Source organism: Succinivibrio dextrinosolvens DSM 3072 (genome assembly GCF_900167015.1).
Taxonomy (GTDB): Bacteria; Pseudomonadota; Gammaproteobacteria; order Enterobacterales; family Succinivibrionaceae; genus Succinivibrio; species Succinivibrio dextrinosolvens.
Map to the genome: position 1 here is coordinate 24371 of NZ_FUXX01000010.1, position 25419 is coordinate 49789.

The 25419-nt window shown below is 40.4% G+C and carries 25 protein-coding genes; 10 read left to right on the plus strand and 15 right to left on the minus strand.

Annotated features, from left to right (window positions below):
- Nucleotides 1-2 precede the first annotated feature (2 nt).
- The 4 genes from B5D46_RS04245 (at nt 3) to B5D46_RS04260 (ending at nt 3673) form a co-directional block, all read left to right on the plus strand.
- Entirely contained in the window at nt 3-1373 is a 1371-nt protein-coding gene (locus B5D46_RS04245; RefSeq protein WP_078928381.1) for a nitrogenase component 1, read from the plus strand.
- 42 nt (nt 1374-1415) lie between these two features.
- A complete protein-coding gene (nifH, locus tag B5D46_RS04250) occupies nt 1416-2246 on the plus strand; it encodes a nitrogenase iron protein (RefSeq protein ID WP_078928382.1) in 831 nt (276 codons plus the stop codon).
- A gap of 92 nt (nt 2247-2338) precedes the next feature.
- Nucleotides 2339-2533 carry an ATP-binding protein gene (locus B5D46_RS04255; RefSeq protein WP_078928383.1) on the plus strand — a complete coding sequence of 65 codons (195 nt, stop codon included), beginning with the start codon at nt 2339-2341 and terminating at the stop codon, nt 2531-2533.
- The gene (locus tag B5D46_RS04260) at nt 2534-3673 is read left to right on the plus strand and encodes a cysteine desulfurase family protein (protein ID WP_078928384.1); all 1140 of its coding nucleotides are present in this window, start codon (nt 2534-2536) and stop codon (nt 3671-3673) included. It abuts the gene before it with no gap.
- 75 nt (nt 3674-3748) lie between these two features.
- On the opposite strand, the gene glgA is transcribed toward B5D46_RS04260, so the two are convergent.
- Nucleotides 3749-5209, minus strand: a complete 1461-nt coding sequence (gene glgA, locus B5D46_RS04265; RefSeq protein WP_412556291.1) for a glycogen synthase GlgA — start codon at nt 5207-5209, stop codon at nt 3749-3751.
- A 40-nt stretch (nt 5210-5249) separates the two neighbouring features.
- Nucleotides 5250-6494: a glucose-1-phosphate adenylyltransferase gene (gene glgC, locus B5D46_RS04270; protein WP_078928386.1), complete on the minus strand. Its 1245-nt coding sequence runs from the start codon at nt 6492-6494 to the stop codon at nt 5250-5252.
- Between the two features lie 519 nt (nt 6495-7013).
- Between glgC and B5D46_RS04275 the strand changes: the two genes are divergently transcribed.
- From B5D46_RS04275 to B5D46_RS04285, 3 genes are all read left to right on the plus strand, one after another.
- Complete coding sequence (locus tag B5D46_RS04275) at nt 7014-8120, plus strand: hypothetical protein (protein ID WP_078928387.1); 1107 nt, start codon at nt 7014-7016, stop codon at nt 8118-8120.
- 2 nt (nt 8121-8122) lie between these two features.
- Entirely contained in the window at nt 8123-8632 is a 510-nt protein-coding gene (locus B5D46_RS04280; protein WP_078928388.1) for an O-acetyl-ADP-ribose deacetylase, read from the plus strand.
- A gap of 103 nt (nt 8633-8735) precedes the next feature.
- A complete protein-coding gene (locus B5D46_RS04285; RefSeq protein WP_078928389.1) occupies nt 8736-9749 on the plus strand; it encodes a 2-hydroxyacid dehydrogenase in 1014 nt (337 codons plus the stop codon).
- A gap of 65 nt (nt 9750-9814) precedes the next feature.
- On the opposite strand, the gene B5D46_RS04290 is transcribed toward B5D46_RS04285, so the two are convergent.
- The 7 genes from B5D46_RS04290 to coaE all read right to left on the minus strand — a co-directional run bounded on the left by B5D46_RS04290 (nt 9815) and on the right by coaE (nt 17796).
- The gene (locus tag B5D46_RS04290) at nt 9815-10885 is read right to left on the minus strand and encodes a class I SAM-dependent methyltransferase (RefSeq protein ID WP_078928390.1); all 1071 of its coding nucleotides are present in this window, start codon (nt 10883-10885) and stop codon (nt 9815-9817) included.
- The gene (gene rsmA / locus B5D46_RS04295) at nt 10885-11682 is read right to left on the minus strand and encodes a 16S rRNA (adenine(1518)-N(6)/adenine(1519)-N(6))-dimethyltransferase RsmA (protein ID WP_031491095.1); all 798 of its coding nucleotides are present in this window, start codon (nt 11680-11682) and stop codon (nt 10885-10887) included. The genes B5D46_RS04290 and rsmA overlap by 1 nt, the downstream gene beginning before the upstream one ends.
- A 93-nt stretch (nt 11683-11775) precedes the next feature.
- Complete coding sequence (locus B5D46_RS04300) at nt 11776-13176, minus strand: peptidylprolyl isomerase (RefSeq protein ID WP_078928391.1); 1401 nt, start codon at nt 13174-13176, stop codon at nt 11776-11778.
- Between the two features lie 130 nt (nt 13177-13306).
- A complete protein-coding gene (locus B5D46_RS04305; RefSeq protein WP_078928392.1) occupies nt 13307-16033 on the minus strand; it encodes an LPS-assembly protein LptD in 2727 nt (908 codons plus the stop codon).
- Between the two features lie 22 nt (nt 16034-16055).
- Complete coding sequence (locus tag B5D46_RS04310) at nt 16056-16373, minus strand: DNA gyrase inhibitor YacG (RefSeq protein ID WP_078928393.1); 318 nt, start codon at nt 16371-16373, stop codon at nt 16056-16058.
- A 5-nt stretch (nt 16374-16378) separates the two neighbouring features.
- Nucleotides 16379-17128: a cell division protein ZapD gene (gene zapD, locus B5D46_RS04315; RefSeq protein ID WP_078928394.1), complete on the minus strand. Its 750-nt coding sequence runs from the start codon at nt 17126-17128 to the stop codon at nt 16379-16381.
- A gap of 14 nt (nt 17129-17142) precedes the next feature.
- Nucleotides 17143-17796 (minus strand): dephospho-CoA kinase, encoded by a 654-nt coding sequence (coaE, locus tag B5D46_RS04320; protein WP_078928395.1) that lies wholly within the window; start codon nt 17794-17796, stop codon nt 17143-17145.
- Between the two features lie 112 nt (nt 17797-17908).
- On the opposite strand from coaE, the gene B5D46_RS04325 reads away from it, so the two are divergent.
- Genes B5D46_RS04325 through B5D46_RS04335 form a run of 3 tightly spaced genes read left to right on the plus strand, consistent with a single transcriptional unit; the run spans nt 17909 to nt 20289 of the window.
- The gene (locus tag B5D46_RS04325; RefSeq protein ID WP_143675601.1) at nt 17909-18418 is read left to right on the plus strand and encodes an early set domain-containing protein; all 510 of its coding nucleotides are present in this window, start codon (nt 17909-17911) and stop codon (nt 18416-18418) included.
- Between the two features lie 18 nt (nt 18419-18436).
- Nucleotides 18437-19351: a site-specific tyrosine recombinase XerD gene (xerD, locus tag B5D46_RS04330; RefSeq protein ID WP_078928396.1), complete on the plus strand. Its 915-nt coding sequence runs from the start codon at nt 18437-18439 to the stop codon at nt 19349-19351.
- Between the two features lie 29 nt (nt 19352-19380).
- On the plus strand, nt 19381-20289 hold the full coding sequence (locus tag B5D46_RS04335) for a hypothetical protein (RefSeq protein ID WP_078928397.1): 909 nt from the start codon (nt 19381-19383) through the stop codon (nt 20287-20289).
- Nucleotides 20290-20635: 346 nt separating this feature from the next.
- On the opposite strand, the gene B5D46_RS04340 is transcribed toward B5D46_RS04335, so the two are convergent.
- The 6 genes from B5D46_RS04340 to ribD all read right to left on the minus strand — a co-directional run bounded on the left by B5D46_RS04340 (nt 20636) and on the right by ribD (nt 25408).
- Nucleotides 20636-21418 (minus strand): FKBP-type peptidyl-prolyl cis-trans isomerase, encoded by a 783-nt coding sequence (locus tag B5D46_RS04340; RefSeq protein WP_031491082.1) that lies wholly within the window; start codon nt 21416-21418, stop codon nt 20636-20638.
- Nucleotides 21419-21440: 22 nt separating this feature from the next.
- Complete coding sequence (gene thiL / locus B5D46_RS04345) at nt 21441-22436, minus strand: thiamine-phosphate kinase (protein ID WP_078928399.1); 996 nt, start codon at nt 22434-22436, stop codon at nt 21441-21443.
- Nucleotides 22437-22451: 15 nt separating this feature from the next.
- Complete coding sequence (gene nusB, locus B5D46_RS04350) at nt 22452-22880, minus strand: transcription antitermination factor NusB (RefSeq protein WP_031491080.1); 429 nt, start codon at nt 22878-22880, stop codon at nt 22452-22454.
- A 19-nt stretch (nt 22881-22899) separates the two neighbouring features.
- Nucleotides 22900-23370 carry a 6,7-dimethyl-8-ribityllumazine synthase gene (ribH, locus tag B5D46_RS04355; RefSeq protein ID WP_031491079.1) on the minus strand — a complete coding sequence of 157 codons (471 nt, stop codon included), beginning with the start codon at nt 23368-23370 and terminating at the stop codon, nt 22900-22902.
- Nucleotides 23371-23587: 217 nt separating this feature from the next.
- Complete coding sequence (locus B5D46_RS04360) at nt 23588-24250, minus strand: riboflavin synthase (protein WP_078928400.1); 663 nt, start codon at nt 24248-24250, stop codon at nt 23588-23590.
- Between the two features lie 15 nt (nt 24251-24265).
- Nucleotides 24266-25408: a bifunctional diaminohydroxyphosphoribosylaminopyrimidine deaminase/5-amino-6-(5-phosphoribosylamino)uracil reductase RibD gene (gene ribD / locus B5D46_RS04365; RefSeq protein WP_078928401.1), complete on the minus strand. Its 1143-nt coding sequence runs from the start codon at nt 25406-25408 to the stop codon at nt 24266-24268.
- Nucleotides 25409-25419: the final 11 nt, after the last annotated feature.

The window sequence follows — 25419 nt, forward strand, 5'->3', positions numbered from 1 at the left end:
GTATGACATTAGAAACAAAGAATTCTGACGTAAAAAAGAAAGAAAAACACGATGAATCTATTGTGCATTCTCATTATGCATGTACTGTAGGCGCAGCCTATTCTGTGTCCGCTATTAAGGGAGCAGTTCCTATCGCTAACTGCGGTCCAGGCTGTATGTATAAGCAGTTCTTTTTCCTAAGTTTTGATAATGGCTTTCAGGGAACCGCAGGCGTAAGCGGAGGAAATATCCCTAGCGCCAATGTTGGAGAAAATGACATTGTCTTTGGAGGCTCAAAGAAGCTCGATGATCTGATAAAGGCTTCTATTGGTGTGGTCAAAGGTGATCTTTATGTGGTTCTGACCGGCTGTTCTGGCGAACTGGTGGGAGATGATGTTGGTTCTGTGGTAAGAAAATATCAGCAGAACGGCTATCCTGTCGTCTATGCGGATACCGGTGGTTTTAAAGGCTCAAATCTTGATGGTCATGAGCTGGTGGTAAATGCAATTATTGATCAGTATGTAGGCAGCTACAACGGACCAAAGGAGGCTGGTTTAATCAATCTATGGCTAGAGACCCCATACTTTAATCAGAACTGGAGAGGTGATTACCTTGAGATGGTGAGAATTCTCAGAGCCTCCGGCTTTAGGGTAAATGTCCTCTTTGGACCTGAAAGTGGCGGTGTCAAGGAGTGGAAGAACATTCCAAAAGCTGATTTCAATCTGCTTATCTCCGCCTGGAATGGCCTAAAGATAGTTAAACATCTGGAGAAGAAATACCACCAAAGATATCTGCATGTACCTATTCTTCCAATCGGGGAGGAGGCTACTACCGCCTTTATCCGACAGGTGGTTGAGTTTGCCGGAATTGATAATACCAAAGCAGAAAAATTCATCAGTGAGGAATCTCGAATTTACTATTACTTCCTGGAGCATTTCTCAAACTTCTTCTCGGAGTACTGGTATGGACTGCCTGCAAAATTTGCAACCGTCACCAACAGTACAGACAATCTTGCTCTAACCAAGTTTCTTTCAGATCAGATTGGTTTAATTCCTGTTAAACAGATTATTACTGACAATCCTCCTGATGAAGCAAGAGACAAAATCAGAACCATCTACAGCAATCTTGGAGAAGACATAAGTCTTGACGTGGAGTTTCATGAAGATGGTTACAAGGTAGAGGATTCTCTAAAGAAAACTGACTTTGGCAATGGCGTTCCGCTGATTCTTGCAAGCTCATGGGAAGCTGACGTAGCAAGAGAGCTTAAGGCTCTTTTAATAGAAGTAGGAACTCCTTCAACGGAGACTCTGATTATTAACCGCAGTTTTATCGGATATAGAGGCGCTCTTTCTCTAATCGAAAGAATCTACTCTCAGGCCGTAGGCGGCAAATAGTTTTGTTAGTAACACAGCATCAATCTATATAAGGAAATTAAAATGACACAAACCAGACAAATCGCAATCTATGGAAAAGGCGGTATCGGTAAATCAACAACCACCCAGAATTTAACCGCAGGCCTTGTGGAAAGAGGTAATAAGGTAATGGTAGTTGGATGTGATCCTAAAGCAGATTCAACCAGACTGCTTTTGGGAGGTCTTGCACAGAAAACTGTACTCGATACTCTGCGTGACATTGGTGAGGACATTGAACTTACAGATATTTTAAAGGAAGGCTACAAGGGCACCCGCTGCGTAGAATCCGGTGGACCTGAGCCTGGTGTAGGCTGTGCCGGTCGAGGCATTATTACTGCTATCAACCAGCTTGAAAGACTTGGTGCGTATACAGATGATCTGGATTACGTTTTCTATGATGTTCTGGGAGATGTGGTTTGCGGTGGATTTGCTATGCCAATCAGAGAAGGTAAGGCTAAGGAAATCTATATTGTAGCCTCAGGTGAAATGATGGCTTTATATGCTGCCAATAACATCTCAAAGGGTATCGCCAGATATGCCAAGAAAGGCGGCGTTCGACTTGGAGGTATCATCTGCAACAGCCGTAAGGTTGACCGTGAATACGATCTTGTTAATGCTTTCGCTACAGAACTTGGTACTCAGTTAATTCACTTTGTTCCAAGAGATAATGAGGTCCAGCGTGCAGAGATCAGACGTAAGACTGTTATTGAGCACGATCCTCAGGCAAATCAGGCTGATGTATACCGAGAACTGGCCAAAAAGATTGAAGAAAACGAGAACTTTGTAATTCCAAAGCCTTTAACTCAAGACAGACTTGAAGAAATCCTGCTTGAGTTCGGCCTGATGGATTTATAAAGCCGGCCTAATTCTATGAGCATGATTAGGCCCTTAACATTTAATCATGCTCAATGCTAATTATTAACATGCTTTAGAGCAAGGAATTGTATATGTATTTTATTGATAAGAGCATCTGTACTCAATGTGGAGAATGTGCTGCCTCATGTCCATTCGAATCTATTGTTGAGCAGGAGGATGGTTCTTTTGTAATTGATGCTCATATCTGCACCGAGTGTGGCGAATGTCAGCTGAACTGTCCTTTTGAGGCTATCTGTGAGAAGGATGAGAATAAGGAAAGTGCCTAGATGATTATTTATGCCGATAACGCTGCTACAACAAAACTTTCAGATAAGGCTTTAAAGGCAATGCTGCCTTTTTTTACGGACAATTATGCAAACCCGTCAAGTGCTCATTTTTTTGGGCAGAAAGCTCAAGATGCTTTAAGATGGGGGCGCTTTACCGTAGCAAAATGTCTTAATGCTGGAGCTAATGATAAGCTTATTTTTACTTCTGGCGGTAGTGAAGCGGATAATCAGGCATTAAATTCAATAGCACAGTCAGGTCTTAAGAATAACAAAAAACATATTATTTCATCAAAGTTTGAACATCATGCTGTTCTCTACACTTTAGAACAGTTAAAGAAATATGGTTTTGAAATAGAGCTCTTAGATATTCCCGAAGATGGAATAATAGAACCTTCTGCCGTTGAGTCTGCCATAAGGCCTGATACGGCTGGGGTGTCAATTATGCTTGCCAACAACGAGATTGGCACGGTTCAGCGTATAGACGAAATTGGATCTATATGCAGAAAGGCAGGTGTGCTTTTTCATACTGATGCAGTTCAGGCTGTAGGTCATATTCCGGTTGATGTTGATAACCTAAATGTGGATTATCTATCCTTCTCCTCTCATAAGTTTCATGGGCCTAAAGGGGTAGGTGGACTTTATGTCAGAGAGGGGGCTCCTATTTCTTCTGTTATAAATGGCGGCTCTCAGGAGTTTGGCTTCAGAGCTGGTACAGAGAATCTTCCCGGTATTATAGGTACGGCAGTTGCTTTAGAAGAGTCTTTGGAGAATCTTGATTATAAAATAGCTCAGACTACTGCTGTCAGGACCTATATTCAGAATGAAATCACAGCAATTCCATCGGTTAAACTGAATGGAGATCCTTTAAAAAGGTTACCAGGCAATCTGAATTTTTCTTTTGAGGGGGTTGATGGAGATTCTCTGCGGTATTTGCTTGAAGAGAAAGGGATCTGTGCGTCTGCTGGTTCCGCCTGCAACAGCTCATCATCTAAACCAAGTCATGTTTTAAAAGCTTTAGGTCTGTCGGATGCTCTTAGTAAAAGTGCTTTAAGACTTTCATTTGATGAAACTCTGAGTATCCAGGAGGCTGTGTATATTATCTCCTCGATTAAGGAGGTTCTAAGCGAGCTTTGGAATTAGCCTGTAAAATAACACTGGCTAATGGACCCAAAAAAAGACAGTCATACAGACTGTCTTTTCTAGGTATATAATTTTTTACCACTTAGGTTTCTGCAGTGCACTCTTGTACAGAGCTTCGTACTGAACACAACTGTCAGACCAGTTGAATCGAACCTTCATTGCGTTCTGCTTGATTCGTTTCATCTCAGCATTATTCTCAAGATACAGAATCAGTGTTCTTCTTAAGCAGGACAGCAACTCTTCAGAATTAGGATCCTTGAAGATAAAGCCTGTACCGTTCTCACGGTCAGTATCATAATCTACAACGGTATCCTGTAGACCACCTACCGCACGCACGATAGGAAGAGTACCGTATGCCAGTGAGTAAATCTGATTTAGACCGCAAGGCTCGAAGATTGATGGCATCAGGAAGAAATCTGCTGCAGCCTCAATCTGGTGAGCAAGCATATTGTCATAAACAGACTTGAAGACCATCTTACCAGGATGTCTGTTGGCGATTTCCTCCATCTGCTTCTGCAGAGCAGGATCACCAGTTCCTTCGATGACAACCTGCACCTTGTGCTGCAGGAATCTGTCAAGAATCGGAATAAGCAGACCGATACCTTTCTGATCAGTCAGACGGGCAACCATACCGTACATTGGGGTATCACCCATCTCAAAGCCGAGCTTACGCTGTAATAGATATTTACCTAAGATCTTCTGATCAAGGGTATTAACGTCATAACGTATTCTCAAAAGCTGGTCAGTTGCAGGATCCCAGTCAGAGTAGTCACAACCGTTGATGATACCTGACAGATCCATCTGTCTGTCAATAAAGTTCTGGGTCATACCGTGACCACCGATGTATGAGGTTAATTCCTTTGCATAACCAGGAGAAACGGTATTAATCTTATCAGCGTAGAATACACCACACTTTAAGAAGTTAATGAATGAACCCTGTGAAACCTTGTCATTGTAGATACCACTGATTTCTGGGAGATAAGAAATCTGAGATCTGTCAAATACGCCCTGGAATGCTCCATTGTGGATGGTAATCACTGAGCGTGATTTCTCAAAGAATGGATCATTAGCATATTTGATGCGTAACAGCATAGGTGCAAGACCGGTATGCCAGTCGTTACAGTGGAGAATATCAAACTGGAAACCGATAATTTTTGCTGTTTCAATTGCTGCGGCAGAGAAGAATGCATAGCGATAACCGTTGTCACCATAGGCTTCATTGTTGTCGCCATACATTGATGTTCTGTCGAAGTACTGTGGACAGTCGATCAGCAATACTTCAACCTTTGAGTTGAGAATAGCTTTTCTGACTTTGTAGGGAATATGTAACTTAACGTCTGAGTGAGACTTGTTAAGTACACCTTCAGCAATGATTGGTAAATCCTGCCAGCCTTTGATGATTGAATAGCAAGGAAGCACAATTTTAACATCGTGTCCTCTTGCCTGTAATTCCAAAGGAAGGGCCTTTGCCACATCAGCAAGGCCACCGGATTTAACAATATCTGCAACTTCAGATGATAATAATAATACTTTCACAGATATCCCCTATATGTCTATTTTTTATTGATCGGGATCACTAATATCCCAGTCTTAAACCTTTACCTACGACTATTATGCCATTATCTGAGATATTTATCTTGCCTTTTTTGTATTGTGCAGCAAGTTTTTTATCTTCTTCAATATCATAGCCTAGGGTAAAGCCTGGAGCGATTTCAACGTATCTGTCCAGAATTACGTTTCTTACCTTTGCGCCCTTACCGATGGTGTTATCTCCGATCATTACGCAGCCTTCAACATTTGCACCGTCATTGGCAGTACATCTGAAGCCTAATACTGATTTGTTGATTGTTGCACCGTTAATCTCGCATCCAGCTGAAATCAGGGACATTGAAACGTGTGACTCGTTATCATCGGTATCAACGAAGTTTGCTGGTGGTAGAGGTGGGTAGTAGGTGTGTAATGCCCACTTAGGATTGTGTAGATTAAACTTAGCGTAGTTGCCAAGAAGATCCATATGAGCTTCCCAGAAACTGTCAACGCTTCCTACGTCTCTCCAGTAAGCTGAATCAGCTTCGCCTGCGATCTTAGCTGAGCTGAAGTCGTATACGAATACCTTTCCTCGAGGGAACAGCTTAGGAATAATGTCCTTACCGAAGTCATGGCTTGATTTGCTGTCCTGCTGATCTTCAACAAGCTCGTTAATCAGAACGTCAGCCTTGAAGATGTAGTTACCCATAGATACTAGAGAATAACCAGGCTCTGAAGGGATCTCCTTTGGCTTAGCTGGTTTCTCCTGGAAACCAATCATGCATCCGTTTTCATCAACTTCGATAACACCGAATTTACCCGCGCAGTCTTCTGACTTCATCTTGATAGCTGCTACGGTTAATTCAGCCTGCTTGCTGTTGTGATAGTTCAGCATCTCTCTGACATCCATCTTGTAGATGTTGTCTGAACCGAATACGCAAACATGGTCAGGGAACTGATCACGAATAAAGGTCAGGTTCTGATAGATTGCATCTGCTGTACCCTGGTACCATTCCTTTGATACACGCATCTGTGCTGGAAGTGAGTCGATGAATGCGCCTGGGATACCACTTACCTGCCAGCCATTCTTAAGATGCATCATTAAAGACTGTGATTTGTACTGTGTAATAACAAAGATCTTAAGAATACCTGAGTTAACGAAATTGTTTAGAACGAAGTCGATCAGACGATAGCTTCCGCCAAATGGAACTGCTGGTTTTGATCTACTTTCGGTTAATGGCATTAAGCGAGTACCCTCACCGCCTGCCAGAATCATTGCTAATACTCCTGACATAGGAATTCCCCCATAAATAAATTTGTTCTTAAATTAAAATGATAGTTTCACTAGGGGTAGTATAAATTAAATTTGAAATAGATTTTTTTACGTGCTTCAAACTTGTGATTAACAAAGGGACTTTCAGTGATTTTGTATAATCTATTTAAAGACAAAATTTGCGCTGTGAGGCAATAATTTTTTGTAATTTTTAGGAGGTCAAATCTAATTTGTAAATTATTTTCAATTTGATGAAAAAATTATGATCTTGGTGAAATTTTTAGAAAAATGTTAATTTTTTTTATTAACAGTAATAGTTCTTAATAAGAAAAATCTCTTTGTAAATTCAAGGAAAATCCTCTCCTTCCGCATTAAATCTAGTTTAAAAGGGAAAATGTTAATTTTGTTCAAACAAAAGTTTGCATATTGAAAATATGTTAGATATAGAGAAGACAAATCTTAAATGGTATTTTTTTTGCATAGGTATTTTTCGTATATGTTTTGTTAAAACTACAGCGAATTTTGGAGAGGGGGATTTATATGAATTTTAGAAATATTCTATTAATTCCGTTAGTTATTTTCTGTACTGCCGGCATGGCTGAAGAGCCTTATGTTAATGATATGTCTGCAGGTACATCCATATCTGGTCCTACCGAGGAGCAGGAGGCAATGTTTTCTCCTTCTGCTGCATTTGAAGGATATGTGAATAATTACGTCAGCTCTGCAATGACCAGGGAGCTTGAAAAGAATGTTAGGACTTTAAACGGTCTCTCTGCACAGGTTGCAAGGCTTAAAAAGGATCTTGATTCCACCTCAAATGAACTTAATGCCAACGTGAAAAAACAGAGGGAAGATCTTCAGCGCTGCGTCAATATCTTGGCAGAATTCAAGAAGAATATCGATACCAATTATTTCTATATAAAAGGTATAAAAAAAGAACTTCTGAAAATGGGAGTAAGTATTGAGGACAGTCAGAAGAATATTTCTCAGACATCATCTGATCTCCAGAGCAAGATTGACAACAACCGCAGTGAATTCAACCTGTTAACCGAGCAGCTGGACGGTAAGGTTCAGAAGCGCCTTGATGATTCATCAGCATTTGAAAGCAGAGTTTATGGCTATGGAACCTTTGCCGTGATTCTTATTGTGCTGTGTATTGTAGGTGTTGTCGGTGCTATTGTCTGTTGTGCAGTTCTGCTCAGAAAACTTGTATCTCTTCAGGACAAATGCAGAAGACTGGAGGAGAATCTTTCATTTTCACATCAGAAGGTTTCAATTCCTATGTCTGCATTTAAGGAGAATCCTGCATCAGGCCCTGATCACAGTTTTATTCTGAAACTCTCATCAGATGTAGCCATTATGGAAACTAATCTAAGTGCTTTATCAGAGGGGCAGGATGGATACAGACAGCTTAAGGACTCACTTGAATCTCTGAAGAAAACTGCAAAGGATAGCGGTTATGAGTTTGTAGGTTATATTGGACAGGATTATCATCCAAATATGCCTTGTGACGCAGATTTCATACACGATGAATCATTAGAGCAGGGCAAATCTGTTATAAGTGCTATGATAAAAATGCAGGTTAACTATCACGGACAGATGATACAGAAACCTCATTTCGTAGTCAGACAGAATTTAGGATATTAGTTTTGGAAATTAAACTTGTTTTAGGTGATATCACCAGACTTACAGATGTTGATGCAATAGTAAATGCTGCCAACAACTCACTTTTAGGCGGAGGTGGTGTCGATGGAGCAATTCATCGGGCTGCAGGTCCAGAGCTTTTAGAGGAGTGCAGAACTCTTAACGGTTGTGCAACCGGAGAAGCTAAAACCACAAAAGCCTATAATCTTCCATGCAGATATGTGATCCATACCGTGGGACCTATCTGGCATGGAGGCTCTTCAAATGAAGCCTCTCTTCTTGCAGACTGCTATCGAAATTCTCTGATTGAAGCTCAGAAAAACGGTGCAAGACGAGTTGCCTTTCCTTCAATTTCAACAGGAGTTTACGGATATCCAGTTGATAAAGCCGCTGAAGTAGCGATTAAAACAGTGAAGGACGTACTCAGGAGTATGAGCTCATCTTTTGATCTTATTGAATGGTGTCTTTTTGATAATCGAACCTATAATGCATATGAGACTGTTCTAAAAGGTTAATCTTTGTTTTGGAGCAATTCAAAATTTTTTTGATCTGGATCAATTTTTCTGAGAAGATTAAGGTATCCTAGACAAAGATATGTTTTATGGTTCGAGGCAAACAATGGATAAGAATAAGATTGTATTTTTCGGTACCCACAGCTACGATAGACACGCCTTTTCAGATCTGAACGCAAGCAAAGGTTATGATTTTGAGCTTATTTACCACCGTTCATTCTTAAATGAAAAGAATGCAGATGAAATTCACGGTGCAAAAGCTGTATGTATTTTCGTAAATGATCGTGCAGACAGAACTGTTCTGACCAAGCTAAAGGAAAATGGCGTTGAGCTTCTTGCTTTACGCTGTGCCGGCTTTAACAATGTCGATCTTCAGGCAGCCAAGGATCTTGGCATTCGTGTAGTTCGTGTCCCAGCTTATTCTCCTCATGCAATTGCTGAGCATGTCGTTGCTCTGATTCTAACTCTTAACAGAAAAACTCACCGTGCATATACCAGAACCCGTGACGGTAACTTCGCTCTGCATGGTTTAATGGGCTTTGATTTATACGGCAAGACTGCAGGTGTTATCGGTACCGGTAAGATTGCTCGTGTTCTTATCGGAATTCTTAAGGGCTTTGGTCTTAATATTCTTGCTTACGATATCTTTGAGGATAAGGAATATGAAAAGGCTGCAGGCATCAAGTATGTCTCATTGGATGAACTGTATGCAAAATCAGATATTATTTCTCTGAACTGCCCATTAACTCCAGAGAACAAGTATCTGATCAACAAGGACTCAATTGCAAAGATGAAAGATGGTGTAATGCTGATTAACACCGGTCGTGGTCCACTTATCAATACTGAAGCTCTGGTTGAAGGTCTTAAGAACGGAAAGATTGGTGCAGCAGGTCTTGATGTTTACGAGGAGGAGAGCCAGTACTTCTTCCAGGATAAGTCTGATAACATCATTGCTGATGACAAGCTTGGCCGTCTTCTAAGTTTCAATAATGTTCTTCTGACTTCTCATCAGGCATTCTTTACCAAAGAGGCAATGCACAATATTGTGGATACCACTCTGTCAAATGCTAAAGCCTACTTTGAAGGTCAGGAACTTGTAAATGAGGTTAAGGCTAAATAAGCCTCTAATTTCGAAGAATTGAGAAATATTCCGGAGCTACTGTTTTGTACGACTCCGGAATTTTTTTATGCGTTCACAGCTTTGTAAACAGTGAAGGTGTTGCTTGAACTTATGATCTCAACACTTGAGAAATTCTGTTTCAGAATTTCACCATAGCCAAGATGAGAGTTTGCAACCAGATACAGAACACCGCCTTTATTCAGATGTTCGGATGCATTGATAATCATGTTGATGGTTGGAGCAGTAGTGGTTGAAATACCCACATGGAATGGAGGATTTACTGCAATCACATCATACTTATCAAGTCCGGTCAGCATATCTGCTGCAACAATCTTTACATCAGTAACACTGTTTAGACAGGTGTTCTCCAAGGTAAGATGCAGAGCTGATGCTGATACGTCTGAACTTGTAATATCCTTAAAGCCAAGCTTTGATAAAAAGATTCCTACTACACCGCAGCCGCAGCCAAGATCAAGAGCCTTACCCTGAGGTACAATCTTTGCGATACTGTTCAGAAGCAGTTCTGTTCCCTTATCTAGTTTGCCCTGAGAGAATACAGCTGTATCCTGATGCAGCTTCATAGAAATATCACCGATAGCTACATCAATATCCTTTGGCTGAGAATAGGTGTTAACAGGATTCTCATATATAGCCTTAAACAGGGTACACTTTCTGGCCAGATCAACCTTGATGGTGGAGCCCATTGGCTTTAGAAGTGAATCGGCACTCTTTGCTCCGCCATCATTAGATCCCGCTGTATAGATATAGCCGCCCTTATCAAGTTTTTCTTCAAGCAGATTTAAAAGCTTAACTGTCTGCTGTTTTGCCTTTGAAAGCAGTAATACTAGAGTATCTGCCTGAGGGATCTTTGGCATAGCTGACTCAATATCTGAGAAGATAAGATCAACGTGTTTGTAAGAGATAACCTGTGGAAAATCTGAACTCATGCTCTGTCCGATCATTGCAGCCATAGCTTTGCAGGCTACGTAGTTATCGCAGATAACAGTTGCATGAGTACTGTCCTTAACTAAAGACAGAATCATAGGATCAAAAACATCACCTGCAATAATCAGGTTTCTATTTTCAAAGATATCCTTATTTCTCTGTAGAAGTTCGAATACTGGTGAGTTTGCCATTAGACTTTATCTCTGTACTTTATAGCTTTTGCTAGTTCAACATACTTTTCAACAGGAATGTTCTCTGCACGAATAATAGGATCAAGGCCCATATCTATAATCTCGTTTTCAGTGAAGAATTTTGAAAGGGCATTTCTGATTGTCTTGCGTCTTGCAGAGAATGCTGTAGTAGTTACGTTGTTCAGATATGGTACAAGTGCTCTTTCCTCATCAGTAAGATCCTTAGGCTTAAGTCTTACAACTGCGGATGTAACCTTAGGAGCAGGTCTGAATGCTGAAGGAGGAACAATAAGCATAGGAATAACGTTGGCATGGAACTGTGTCATAACAGTCAGACGTCCATAATCCTTGCTGTTAGGTGCAGCAGCAAGACGCTCAACCACTTCCTTCTGCAGCATGAAGTGCATATCAATAATGCCTCTCTGGGAGAGCAGATGGAAAATGATAGGGGAGGTAATATTGTATGGAAGATTACCGAATACTCTCAGATTACCTGCACCTTCAATTTTTTCGAAGTCTACCTTTAGGGCATCGCCTTCGATGATGGTAAGACCTTTTAGGAAAGGATCATGCTTTAGAATTTCAACCAGATCTCTATCAAGCTCAATTGCTGTTAAGCTTTTTGCTCTCTCTAAAACCGGTCTTGTTAAAGCTGCATGACCAGGGCCGATTTCAACAAGCTTCTCTCCTTCTTTAGGATTGATAGCGTCTACAATCTGACCGATGATATGATCATTTACTAAAAAGTTTTGACCAAAGCGTTTTCTCGCTTTCATGTGTACTGGTGGTAGTGCCATATTTTTACCTGTATAAAAAACAAAATCAGCGCTGATGATACACCAACGCTGAGTGAATTATAACCTAGTTTAGGCTGTTTATTGTGAATAAACTTAATTCATATAAACAGAGCCCTGAGAAATCTTGCCGTCTTTATTCTGCACTGGCTGTGATGAAGTTGTGTTATCCATTTCAATTCCAGCACCAGCTCTAACCAGCTCAGGATCGATTACATGGATATAGGCACTTTCACGAAGTCCTCTTTCCCAATAGGCAACAGCTTCTGCGAACTCTCTTTCAAAGATGAGTGATGCTGCCTTATCCTTGTATGCATTCAGAGAGTCCTTATCAATCTTTACATCATCAAGATGAATGATGTGCCAGCCGTAGCTTGATTTTACAGGCTCGCTGTACTGACCAACACTAAGTGCGGCAATTCCTGCAGCAAAGCCTGGATCGAAGGCATCTAATGACTGATAGCCTAAATCGCCGCCCTGAACTGCTGAACCAGGATCTTCTGAGTATTTCTTTGCAGCCTCTGCGAAGGTCATCTTGCCAGCCTTAACATCATCCATGATTGAATTCAGTTTTGCGATGGCAGCCTCGTCTGAGAAGATAATAGATGTCTTAATCAGAATATGTGAAGCACGATAGGTCTTAACAGGAGTAATTGCATTCTTGGTAACATCGTAAAGTTTAAGTATGTGCATTCCCACTGCTGATCTGAATGGTCCTACAACATCACCTGGCTTAGCCTTTATTAAGGCAGGAAGAAATGGTAATGGAATAGCTGTCTCAGGAAGATATCCTAAATCCGCACTCTGAGAGTTAACAGCATACTGAGCTGCAACTTCATCTACATTAGCACCGCCCCTTAAATCCTTTAAGGCTTTCTGTGCATTTGCCTGAGCACGACGGTATTCCTGCTCTGTAGGATTTGATGACAGAGGAATTACTACCTGTCCAATGTGATACATTGGTTCAACACTTCCTCTTTCCTTCAGGGCTTTGGCATAGGTATTGATTTCACTGTCTGAAATATTGATTCTCTGTCTTACTGATGAACGTCTTACTTCATTGATAAGATAATCTTCCTTGAATTTCTGTCTTGCCTGAGCCTCAGAAATATTTCCGTATGAAGCCAGAATCTTCTCTGGAGTGGTGTTATTTCTAAGAGCTGTCTGCTTTAGAATAGAATCAAGCTGCATATCAGGAATATCTGCACCGTTGCCTGATGCCAGCTGAAGAATCAGAGAACGGGTAATCAAAGACTGCAGAGCCTGACGGCGTGCTGTAAGCTCATCAACCTGAGCTCCATGAGCCTTGTAGTTCTGCATCAGTTCACTGGTGTGACGGTCAAGGTCACTTTCAAGAATAATTCCTCCATTTACAACTGCGGCAGTTGAATCCAGTGCTATCTCTTCCTCTGCGTAGGAAAGAGCAGGTGCAACTGCTAGGGATGCACCGAACATTGCAATTAAAGAAAGCTTTGTAAATGTCTGTTTTATTCTCATAAATTTATTTGCGAATATAAATTCCCGGTTAGGAGAAAAGCAATTCGCCTCCTTTTTCTTATAATCTAGAATTCTGCACAATATTAACTATATTGCCTAAGAATTCATTCAATTTCCAGTCAATCTTCCTTTATCTGTTAAGGTTGTTAGGAATTACGTCTGGAAGGTAATGGGTATTGGTTCCTCTAACATCTGAAATCTTACGGATGTTAACTGTATAGAAGCCCTTAAACTCAATATTCAGACCGATAACTCTGTCATTTTCATGCCTGTTCTTGGCCCAGTTGTACTTGAGGTAGTCTTCGTATACCAGTGCAATTGAGTAGCAGCATTCATCGTATCTGATTCCAACCTTGGTATCAATATTGTAGTTCTGCTCAAGATCTCGATATGAGGCTCCGAATAAAGTCCAGTATGGAGACAGAGGCAGTGATGCTGTCAGACCAATCTGAGATAAGTCCTTGATTGTTCTGCCGTCCTCAACCAGATAGTTACCGTTCTTCAGATATCTGTATGATATGCCGGTCTTAAATCCGGTCATCTTATTGGTGTAGTGAATTCCGGCATTATATGCATAGAACTCTTTTACCTCAGGATCATACTGAGCCTGGGCATGGTAGTTAAATGACTTGTACTCGGCATCGAAATTAGCTTCGATTGGTGTTCTGTGTCTGGACTCATATAGTGAGTTATCGTAGTACTCATTCAGATGAACACGCTGTTTGTCCATGTTATAACCCTGAGCCAGAGAGAATCTCATGTTTTCACGATCATGTGAATCCAGAAGTCTGGTTGTAAAACCAGCAGTTATGGTATTGAGGTTTGCAATTCGGTCAATACCGGCATAACGCATTGGAGAGAACAGAGTGTAGTATTCATCGTAACGGCTGGTTGTGTCGTATAGAGGAATGTTTCTCTGGTCTCTGTATGGAATATACATGTACTTGACTTCAGGCTCTAAGGTCTGGGTATGATTCATATCAAGAACCTTTCTTTCAAGAGTGGTCTTAGCCTTTGCCTCTAAAAGGTAGGTACTTCTGGTAATTGAATCCTGTACATTTGCGTATCCAAGTCGCTGCTGATATGCAGTACTGAAATACTTTAGATCTGACTGATCGTAATGAGTCAGGAATCCTGTAGCACCAAAATCAACAGTGGTTCCGTATGAATCAAATGCGTTGTACTTCAGAGAAGGCTGCAGATGCATTCTGTTCATGTAAAGATTCTTGTTGTCTGAAGTGTATTTCTCAACGCTGAATCTTGTCAGTTCAGCCTCAGTTCTGTAGGTGAATCTGTTGTAGGTATCATAGCCTCGAAGTTTAATCTGAGGCAGCATTGCAAATGGTTTATAGGTGTTGAAGCTTGAGGTTGAGTACATATTCTGGTACTTTCTCAGCTCTACTGACACATCATATTTATCCTGATCGTAAACACCACGCAGAGACTGAACCAGACTTGAGTCGGTTACAGCCGCATCCTTCTGACTGATGTCGCTCAGATATGTATAGTCACCTTCTCTTACCTTTGAGTAGTCAAGAGTGAAAACCAGATCTCTCTCCAGGAATGTTACTCGGTCCTTAAGATTCAGGAACCATCTCTTACGGTCTGATGAGGTTGAATCAGAATTCTCTGTGTATGCGGTTCCATTGGTTGTGGTAACAACTCTTGTAAACTTCGGATCATTTGGAAGATATGTTCCTATAATGCTACCTGTGAAGTTTTCAAAAGGCATGTATCTGATTTCACCATCATATTTTGCTCCATGCTCAGGATCACGTCCCGGAGTTATGGTGGCATCATAGTTAGGCGCAAGATTCAGATAGATTGGCAGCTCATAGCCAAAACCATATCCTGATTTGTACTCAACACTTGCTGGCAGAAGACCAGTCTTTCTCTTGTTGGTTACAGGGAAGTTTGCATATGGGGTATAGAAAACAGGAACTTTGCCCACGAAGAAAACATCGTTCCATGCTGAACCGAAACTGTCTCCATCATCAACTTCAACAGAGGATGAATACATATGCCATGAGCGTTTGTCAGCGGGACATCCTGAAAGAGTTGCCTTCTTTAGGATCTTCTTTCCCTGAGCATTATCAAATACATATTCTTCAGCATCACCGTTGAGAACAGAACCGTTTAACTGATATGTTGTCTTGGTTCCTTTAACAGTTTTCTTATCCAGATCAAGTTCTACCGGTTCTTGTGTGGTGGTTGTATATTCACCTGAACTCATTGTGGTGTTACCTTCGGTGGTCAGAGTTTTTTTCTCTCCACTGTAGGTAGCTTTTTCAGACTGAATCTTTCTGTCACCCTGAACGATTTCAACTTTTCCTGAATAGGTAAGAATCTGCTTGTCTTTCTGTGCAATATCTCCTGATACCTTATCGGATGTAACAGTAATCGGAGTGGTATGTGGATCGAACTTCTGAGGAGCTTTATAGGCTGGTACACCATAAAAGCAGGTTGCAGCCATTCCGGTGATTGGAGACTTTGGTGCAGCTGTCCAAGGCTGATTCAGTTTTTTTATAAGTCTCATCGGGAATGTTGAACTGTCAGCATAATTGCGGTTAAGAATGTATTCTTCAGAGGCAGGAGAACTCATTGTCTCCATGGTCTTTGTAGAAAAATTTGCAGTCTGCTCGATTCTTGGTATATCAGTTGGTCCCAGCAGCTTGGTTTGTACGTCATAGTTTGCAGAGTTGGCAGTTTCTACGTAGCTTCCTTTAACCACACTTCCAGCCTGTTCCTGAGAAGTATTCTGTGAAGGCTGTGGAGCTGAATATGCTGGTGAGCACAGTGCCATACCTACAGCAATGGACAGTGTGGCAAGTGCAATCTTATCTTTCCTTGTTTTCAAGGTAAAATCCTGTTAGTTGTTGTTAGTCTCTATCCTGGCAGCTTCTGAATTCGACATTGTTGATGTCGCCGCCATCTTCATCCTGATCAAGTGAGGTGCCTTTGATGAATCTCTTGTTTGACACCCATGCTCCTAACTCGGTCATTCTGCATCTTTGAGAGCAGAATGGTCTGAAAGGATTGCTCTTGTCGTAAATGACCTCTTTATTGCAGGTCGGACATTTAACCTTTACAGGCTCATTATCATTCTGTACATCAGAGTTCAGTTCCTCTGGAGCTATATGTGCCTCCTCCAGAATTTCCTCAAATGTACCTTCAGGTAATAAATCTCTTAAACTCATTTTTCTTATTGTTGTAAATTGCCTTTGATGTAAGCGAGTTTGAATGGAATATCTCCAACTGGAGCTCCCTTCTCAAAAGGCAGGAATCTGATATTTACTCTTGACTGGAATCCGCTCACAACAGGGTAGGCCTGTACAGATGAATCATACTGGATGTTAATTAGATCACATGTATCAGCAGTTTCCTGCATGAATCCACTCTTGGCAATCTTATCTGTTGGATTTGCGCAAAGACGCCACAGGTAGAGAATTGTGAACACAGGGATCTTGATACAGTCAAGCTCATGAAGCCAGCTTTCAAGACGCGCTTTCTTTTCTTCGAAAGGCTGGTGAATCCAGAAATCAAACATTGGAGTATCGAAACAGTTAATACCGCCAGGTGTCAGGAATCTTGGTTTGATAAGCTCAATAATTGGATCATCCTTTAAAACAGTTCTCTGTCTGGTGAAAGAATCAAGAACTGATTTTGCTTCCTTAATCTTGTCTCTTAGTGATTCTACATACTCTGTATCACACTCAGGATCTTCAAGCCAGCTCTTAAGCTGACCGTCACATCTTTCCAGATCCTTTAGCAGATCAATTTTGATTGCACTGGAACCATCAACAAGATCAATGAAATCAACAATACATCGCAAAGCGAACATTACATGCTGGATTGAATCCAGATCTGTACAGGCTTCGGCGCTTTTAATTACACGTTCAAGCTTTAAATATGTTCTTGCTCTTGGACTTAAAGGAAAATCGTAACTAAACATGATCCATTGATTCTCTAGTTGTTTGTCTGGGATGACAGTTGTTTATATTCATTGTGTAATTTTAACACGACATTAAGCTTTTTATCTAAGGGAGAATCGTCAGATTCGATCAAATCATCAGCTTTTTTTACTCTATATTCTCTACTTACTTGATTTTCAATCATCGAGCGCGCAAGTTCGGCTGAAATATTGTCTCTGGCCATTACTCTTTTAAGCTGAAGATCGTCGTCAACGTCCACAACCAGAACTCTGTCCACAAGAAATTCCAGTTTATGTTCAAAGAGCAGAGGAATCATTGCTATTACATAATCTGCGTTCTGTCCCTTAAGCAGAATCTGTCGCTTCAGTTCCTTGTGAATGGCTGGTGCCATCAGACTGTTTAAAACCAGAAGCTTTTCTTTATCATTTGGATCAAAAACTATTTCTCTTAGCTTCCTGCGATTAAGTGAGCCATCTTCGTTAATAATATCTGCACCGAATTCTGATGCCAGAATCTTTAATAGAGGACTTCCAACATCAACAATATCTCTTGCTACCTTGTCTGCATCAACTACAGGAACTCCTAAAGATGCAAACAGTGATGCGATTGAAGACTTGCCGCAGGCAATTCCTCCTGTAAGTCCGACCACAAAAGGTTTTTTCTGATTCTCAGCTTCTGTCGTATCCATAAACAATGGCTCTGTCAAAATTTGTTTTAAGGCTTATCTTTTTTACCTAAATTATGTGTAAAATAGGTTCTGATTTTAAGTTTACTACTATCAATTTTAAATTGGGATTATCGTGAATTCTACTAAAAAAATGATGATAACCTCAGTTGCTGCAGTTTTTTTATTAAGTTCATGTTCTTCAAATAACGCACCTGTAGCATCTCTGGTTCCTGGCGGTTTTTCTATCAATGAAAAAGCTGTCTATCTAAGAGGGGAAATGAATGATTATGAGGTATCAGAATCATATCGTTTACGTAAGGATGATGAAGATACCTACTGCACAGTAGCAACACTACGTGCTGACTGGGCTCCATACAAGTTTAAGTTTGCAGATGCAGACTGGTCTGATGGTTCTAACTTCGGTTACAGAAATCCTCCAGGAATTCTGCACGAAGGTTCTGCTCCAGTTGAACTGTCTGCCAATTCAAAATTCGAAGAAATCAGCTTCTATCCAAAATCAGATGGTGTATACAGATTCTGCCTGATCAAGGACGACAATCGTTTCTTTGCAAGTGTACAGAAGACCTCTCATCGTTCACTTCTGTCAATGGCACAGCTGATGAAGCTTTCAAAGGCAAACTAATCTGAGAGTTTTTTCTTTATGGGAATTGATGAATCAGAACGTATTCTTATAGGCTTTAGTGATTATCTACTGCTGGAAAAGGGTATGTCTGATTCAACTATAAGATCATATCTTAGTGATGTGAGACTTTTCTTTTCTTATCTCACTGAAGCTAACTCCAGAATTATTCCTTTCTCTTCTGGTGATATTGAAAACTATCTTAAGCTTAAGGAAAACTGTGAACCCTCAACTGTAGCAAGATTTCTTGTTGCTCTGCGATGTCTTTGTATTTATCTTAAAACCGATAAGCAGATAGATGAAGATCCATGTGTTCACATTGCCAATCCAAAGCTTGTAAGACATATTCCATCTGTTTTATCTGAAGACTGCGTTGAAGCATTTCTTAATATCCCTGATCTCAGTTCTCATACAGGACTTAGAGACAAGGCAATGCTCGAAACTCTCTATGCCACAGGATTACGTGTCAGCGAGCTGGTCACTCTGAAGTTTGATAATGTTAATTTTTCCGATGGCTTTATCATTGTAAGAGGTAAAGGAGATAAGGAACGACTTGTTCCTCTTACTGAATCTGCTCTTTACTGGATTGACACCTATGTTTCAACCCTACGAAAGAATAAGGATGCCAAAGGCGTTAGTCCTTATATTTTTCTGTCAGGAAAAGGCGTTGCTCCTATGACCAGAAATGCTTTCTGGTACCGTATAAAATGCTACTGCAAAGAGCTGAACATTACTTCAAAGATTTCTCCTCATACCTTTAGACACGCTTTTGCAACTCATCTTTTAAACCATGATGCTGATCTAAGGTCTGTTCAGATGCTTCTTGGGCATTCAAGTCTTCTGACAACACAGATCTATACCCATGTTGCTACAGAACGTTTACATCAGGTTTATGATAAGGCTCATCCTCGTTCTGATAAAAATAATGTACAATAAAATCAAGACATAGTTTTTTGTTTTGATTTATGAAACTTACATATAGAAATCTTTTCACTGACAAAAATAAAATTGATTACTCCGTTGTAAAAAACGGCGGTAACCAGTATCTGTGTCTTCAGGGAAAGATTTCACTTCAGGGGCGAATCAAAAAGGCATTCCTCTGCGCAGAGTTATTTCACCCTTATCTTAAAGAGCATTTTCCTGAACCAATAAGCCTTAACCGCAGTGATGAGAATAATCTTGTGACAGCTCTGTTCTCTTATACAGAGTCAGGTTTCTTAACTGATTTTCTTTCGGTTGTACCTAAGGAATGGCAGTATGCTACAGGAAAGAAACTTGGGCGTATTCTAAAGGATATTCATTCTGTTCCTCTAACTGAGGCTCAGACCGAAAAAGCTGTAAGTCGCCATGAAGGTTTCATGGAGAATCTTGCAGAATACATCTCCGTACTGCCTCATTTCAAAAATGACAAATATGCTCTTGAGGCATTATCTCAACGCTTTGATAATTTCTCTGTCTTCAGAAAGGTGATGCGATATGGGTCTTTAAATCACAGTAAGGTTTTAATCACCCGTGATTCCTCTCTTATATTACTTCCATCCTATACCTATGGACCAGGAGATGCCTGCGAGGACTTTGCAATGCTGGAGTTTGAAACGGCAGGGCTTTACCCTCTGTTCTGTGCCGGTGTTGTAGATGGATATTTTTCCGGTGTAATTCCTTCTGTATTCTGGACTCGTTTTGCTCTCTACAGTGCGATGTATTCTTTATGGAAAAGTGGAAAGATTGCATCTAAAAGCAAGAGTATGTTTATAAAGATGCAACTGAATGTTGATCGTATTCGTGATGACTTTACTGATTTCCAGAAGCCAATTCCTAAATGGTATACAACTCCTGAGCTGAAGACTGTAAAAGCAAAGGCAAGAAAACTGTAGCTTGAATTGCAGCTCCAACCTTCACTTTTGTTCTCTACAGGCAGAATGTCATGTATGGAGGAATGCATATTATTTTATCTTTTATTGAAAGGTTTTGGGGCTGAATAATGTAGCATTCGCCAATCTGATTAAGCGAGAGTTCAGAAAGTACAAATTATCTGATTATGCGAAGGTTCAGAAAGTACAAATTATCTGATTATGCGAAGGTTTAGAAAATAAAAATTCTCTGATTATGCGAAGGTTATGAAAGCACGAATTATCTAATTATGCTAAGGTTTAAGATGATTGCAGAAATAATAAGGATGGACCAAAGCCCATCCTCAATAAATAATTTCAAAAGATAAGATTACTTGTTGTCTTTCTTCTCGTCAGCCTTCTTGATACCAACAAGCTTAACGTTGAATACAAGAACAGAATTTGGCTTGATGAACTGACCAACAGCATTCTCGCCGTAGCCAAGTGCTGAAGGAATGTATAGCTCATACTCTGAACCAACATTCATTAACTGTAAACCTTCAATCCAGCCTGGGATCATATTGTCCAGAGGGAAATCTACTGGCTTGGTCTGCTCATCGAATACGTTGCCGTCGATGGTTGAACCCTTGTAGGTTACGCTGATGATGTCACCCTTAACAGCCTTTGGACCTTCACCCTGCTTGATAACTTTGTACTGTAGACCTGATTTGGTGGTTACAACGCCTTCCTTCTTAGCATTAGAATCAAGGAATGCTTTGCCAGCCTTCAGATTATCTTCAGAAGCTTTCTTGGTCTCAACCTCGATCTTCTCCTGAATCTTCTTGTCTAAATCCTTAAGAATGTTTTCGATCTCTTCTCTCTTTAAAGATGAAACTGAATGTACTCCATCGGTGAAACCAGCGATAACAACATCAGAAGGAATCTCGCCGATAAGCTGTTCCTGATTCTTTTTCATCTGAGATACGTACTCACCTAAAGAAGCACCAATAGCGTATGCAGCTTTCTGCTCGAATGTGCTGTTTGAGGTTAATACATTTGAAGCCTGAGCCTGTGAATTTCCACCTAGCTGGTACTTGTGGTCGCATGCGCTTAGGGTAAGTACTGAAGCTGCTACAATTGTTGCTATAGCAGTTTTTGCAAATAACTTATTCAAGTTTTTCTCCATTATTGTTCTTTTAAAAATGTTCGAAAGGTTTTTCTCTATAATCAAGCATTTTACCATGTTTTAACAGTTCTAAAGAACCATTTTTGATGGTTCCTATTCGTTTTACTGGTACGTTAGAACTTTCAGACAGTTTTTGTAGTTTTTCTTCGTTTGTCTCGTTCATGGTAAACAGCAGTTCGTAATCCCCTCCGCCGTATAAACACAGATGATCCTGATAATCTTCTGGGAGATTGTATGTACTGAACTCAGAAGGTTTAGGCAAATCCTCAATATTTATGGTGGCTCCTACATTAGAGGCTTTTAAAATATGAGAAATATCTCCTACAAGTCCATCGGAAATATCGATTGCACATGAACAGATTCTGCTTAGCTCAGTTGAGAAACTGCACCTGTTTTCAATTAGCATTCCCTTTTTATAACAGTGATCAAAAATACTATCATATTCTTTGTTAAGGCTTAGCTTTTCCATAAGTTTACATATCTGTGAACTTCTGTATCCAAGATCAACAGCAAAGGCAGGGAGTCCTAATGTTCCTGTTACATAGATTCCATCGTTAACCCTTGCATTTGCTCTTTTCATGGCGCTGTTTTTTCTGACAAGACCATATGCACTTATGGATATTGAAAGCGGTCCTTTACTGGTGTTTCCTCCGATTAAAGGAAGATTCAGCTTTGATGAGAGTGAATAAAGACCTTTTGAGAATTCTTCTAAAAATTTTTCGTTAGCATCCGGCAGATTGATTGATAGGGTAAAGCAGTAAGGCTTAGCTCCCATTGCAGCCAGATCCGAAACATTTACCAGAAGAGATTTGTATCCTAAAAGGAAAGGGGATGTGTCTTTAAAAAAATGAATTCCTTCATTTTGAGTATCAGTTGTAATTGCAAGCTCATACTCTGAAGGAATATTGATTAGTGCGCAGTCGTCACCAATTCCGAGGGAAATTCCTTCACCTCTGTCATTTGAGGTGAAGTACTTTTTTATTAGTTCAAATTCACTAATAGCCACTTATCAGGCCTTAATTTACTTGATAGCCTTTACTACTTTATCTAGTACGCCATTAACAAATTTGTGACTGTCCTGCTCAGCGAATTCCTTTGCTAAAAGGATAGACTCGTTGATTACTACTCTGTAAGGAACTTCCTGACGGAACATAAGTTCAAAAGTTCCTACACGTAAAACAGCCTTATCAACCTGATCAAGCTCGTCTAAAGGACGGCTTAAATGAGGAGCGAATGTAGCGTCGATCTCATCAACGTTATTGATTACACCAGAAATCAGATCGTGAAGATACTCAAGATCAGCACCTCTGATTGGCTGGTCTTCTAAAAACTGCTTTTCGATTTCTGTTGCAGAATAACCAGTCAGCTGCCACTGATAGATAGCCTGTAAAGCAAAGTGTCTTGCTTTATGGCGCTGTGCAGGTGTAACTGAACCTTCTGTAGAATCCATCTTTAATTGTTACCTATAATTAGAACTGTTTAATAATGTTTACCATCTCAAGTGCAGATGAGGCTGCTTCTGAGCCCTTGTTACCTACATGAGATCCCGCTCTCTCTAATGCCTGTTCGAGGGTATCAACTGTTAGTACACCGTTGGCAACTGGTACTGAATGTCTTAATGATACCTGAGAAATGCCCTTTGAACACTCATTAGCTACAACCTCGAAATGATAGGTTGAACCACGAATAACACATCCTAGAGCAATAATTGCATCATACTTGGTTGATGCAGCAATCTTTTCGCATACAACTGGAATTTCAATTGCACCTGGAACACGGACAACTGTAATATTCTTCTCTGGAACTTCGCCCTCACGCTTTAAGGTATCTAAAGCACCTTCAAGCAGACGCTCGTTGATTAGGCTGTTGAAACGAGATACAACAATAGCGAATTTGCCATCTTGGCAAGGCTTCTTGCCTTCGATAATTTTGACAGACATATGATCTCCAATATATCAATGACTATCTTCCCGTTCTCAAGAGACTGAACTTGTCAGTATTCATGTATTGTCCGAGACAGATTGTCCTGTTCTTTGTCGAATTAGTTTTTTCAACGCAGAGAATTATATCATCTTTTTGTAAGATATCACGGTTACTATGTAATCATGATTTATCTCTTTGAAAAAAACTGTATTCTCTGCAAAGGGAGTTTCTGAATCAGAAACCGTTTCTTAATAGTGATTCCATGGTAATGCCTGATTTAACAGGCTTTTTTTCTTCACTGCTCTGAAGGAACAGTCTCTCAAGATATCTTGCTAGAACATCTACTTCGAGATTTACGTGAGAGCCTGGCTCAAAGTTTCCGAAGTTGATTGAATCCTGAGTATGAGGGATCAGGGTGAGACGGAAGGTATCACCTTCAATTTCATTTACGGTCAGAGAAACTCCGTCAACTGCGATTGAACCTTTGTGCGCAATGTATTTTAAAAGATCTGCTGGAGCCTTAATCCAGACATTGATTGCGTCATCTAAAGCTGCTTTTTTTACAACTTCGCCAACACCATCAACATGTCCCTGCATGATGTGTCCTCCCAGATGAGTGCTTGGAGTACAGGCAAGCTCCAGATTGATTTTCTGGCCTCGTGTATAGTGAGAAAAGCAGGTGTGTTCTACTGTTTCTGCTGAAACATCAGCATAATAGCAGTTACCAGATATCTTAGTTACGGTCAGACATACACCATTGTTTGCAATGGAATCTCCTAATCTGACTCTATCTTTTAAATTAAATTTATCTGCGGTTTCAACGACAATTTCGTAGCCATTTCCTCTTTTGGATAATGACTTTAAAGTGCCTACAGATTCTACAATTCCTGTAAACATGAGAATGCCTCGATACTAGTACTGAACAGAGGTGAAGTGAAGCAGAGCATCTGAGCCTAGTTTCTTGCATTTGTGCAGATAGAACTGTCTGCAGCTATCAAGATTTAAGGCATTTTCAATGCTAAATGCGCTCTGCCCGTCAGATCCTAACATTTTTCCTGATACAAATGCATAGATTTCATCGCAGAAATTCTGATTGATAAAAGCCGATGTAAGTTTTTCTCCTGCCTCAACCATGACACGACGGATTTTCAGTGTACCCAGATAACGCAGTACAGAATCTATATCGGTGTGTCCGTCTTTTAATGGCACAAGAAGGCGTGTTACATGCTCATTTATCTTTTCTTCTGCAAGATACTTATCTTTGCTGTCTGTTCCGTTTACCCACAGAACATTTCCTGAGGAGAAGATCTGATATTTATTCAGATCAAGAATTCCCTTGGTATCGAGAATTACTTTAAGTGGCTGACGAATGAATTCCTTATCGATTTTTGCCAGTTTCTTTCTGGAAAAATTCTCATAGCGGACATTCATCTGAGGATTGTCGGCGATAACGGTATTAACACCTGTAATAATGCAGTCTGACTTGGCTCTGATATCCTGAACCTTAGCACGGCATTTTTCATTGGTTATCCACTTGCTCTGTCCGTTGGATAGAGCTGTCTTTGCATCCAGTGACATTCCTACCTTAACACTTACGTAAGGATAATCACCAGTTATTGATTTGAAGAAAGCGCGGTTCAGAAATAGTGATTTTTTCTCCAGAACGTGTTCTACAACCTCGATTCCGGCGTTTCTCAGTATTTCAAAGCCCTTTCCGCAGACCTGTGGATTTGGATCTCCTGCTGCTACGACAACTCTTGCAACTTTCATTTCTACAAGCTTAAGAGCACATGGAGGAGTTCTTCCATAATGAGAGCATGGTTCTAAGGTAACGTATGCTGTTGCACCTTCAACATCATAGTTGGCATCCTTTAAAGCCATAATCTCAGCATGGGGCTGACCAGCCTTGTGATGGTAACCTTTTCCGATTACTTTACCATCTCTAACAATGACACATCCTACCGGTGGATTAGGGTAGGATGTATATAAACCGCATGATGCAAGCTTTAAAGCCTGCATCATGAATTTCTTATCAGTCTTTGATACTGAATTCAAAATGTGTTACC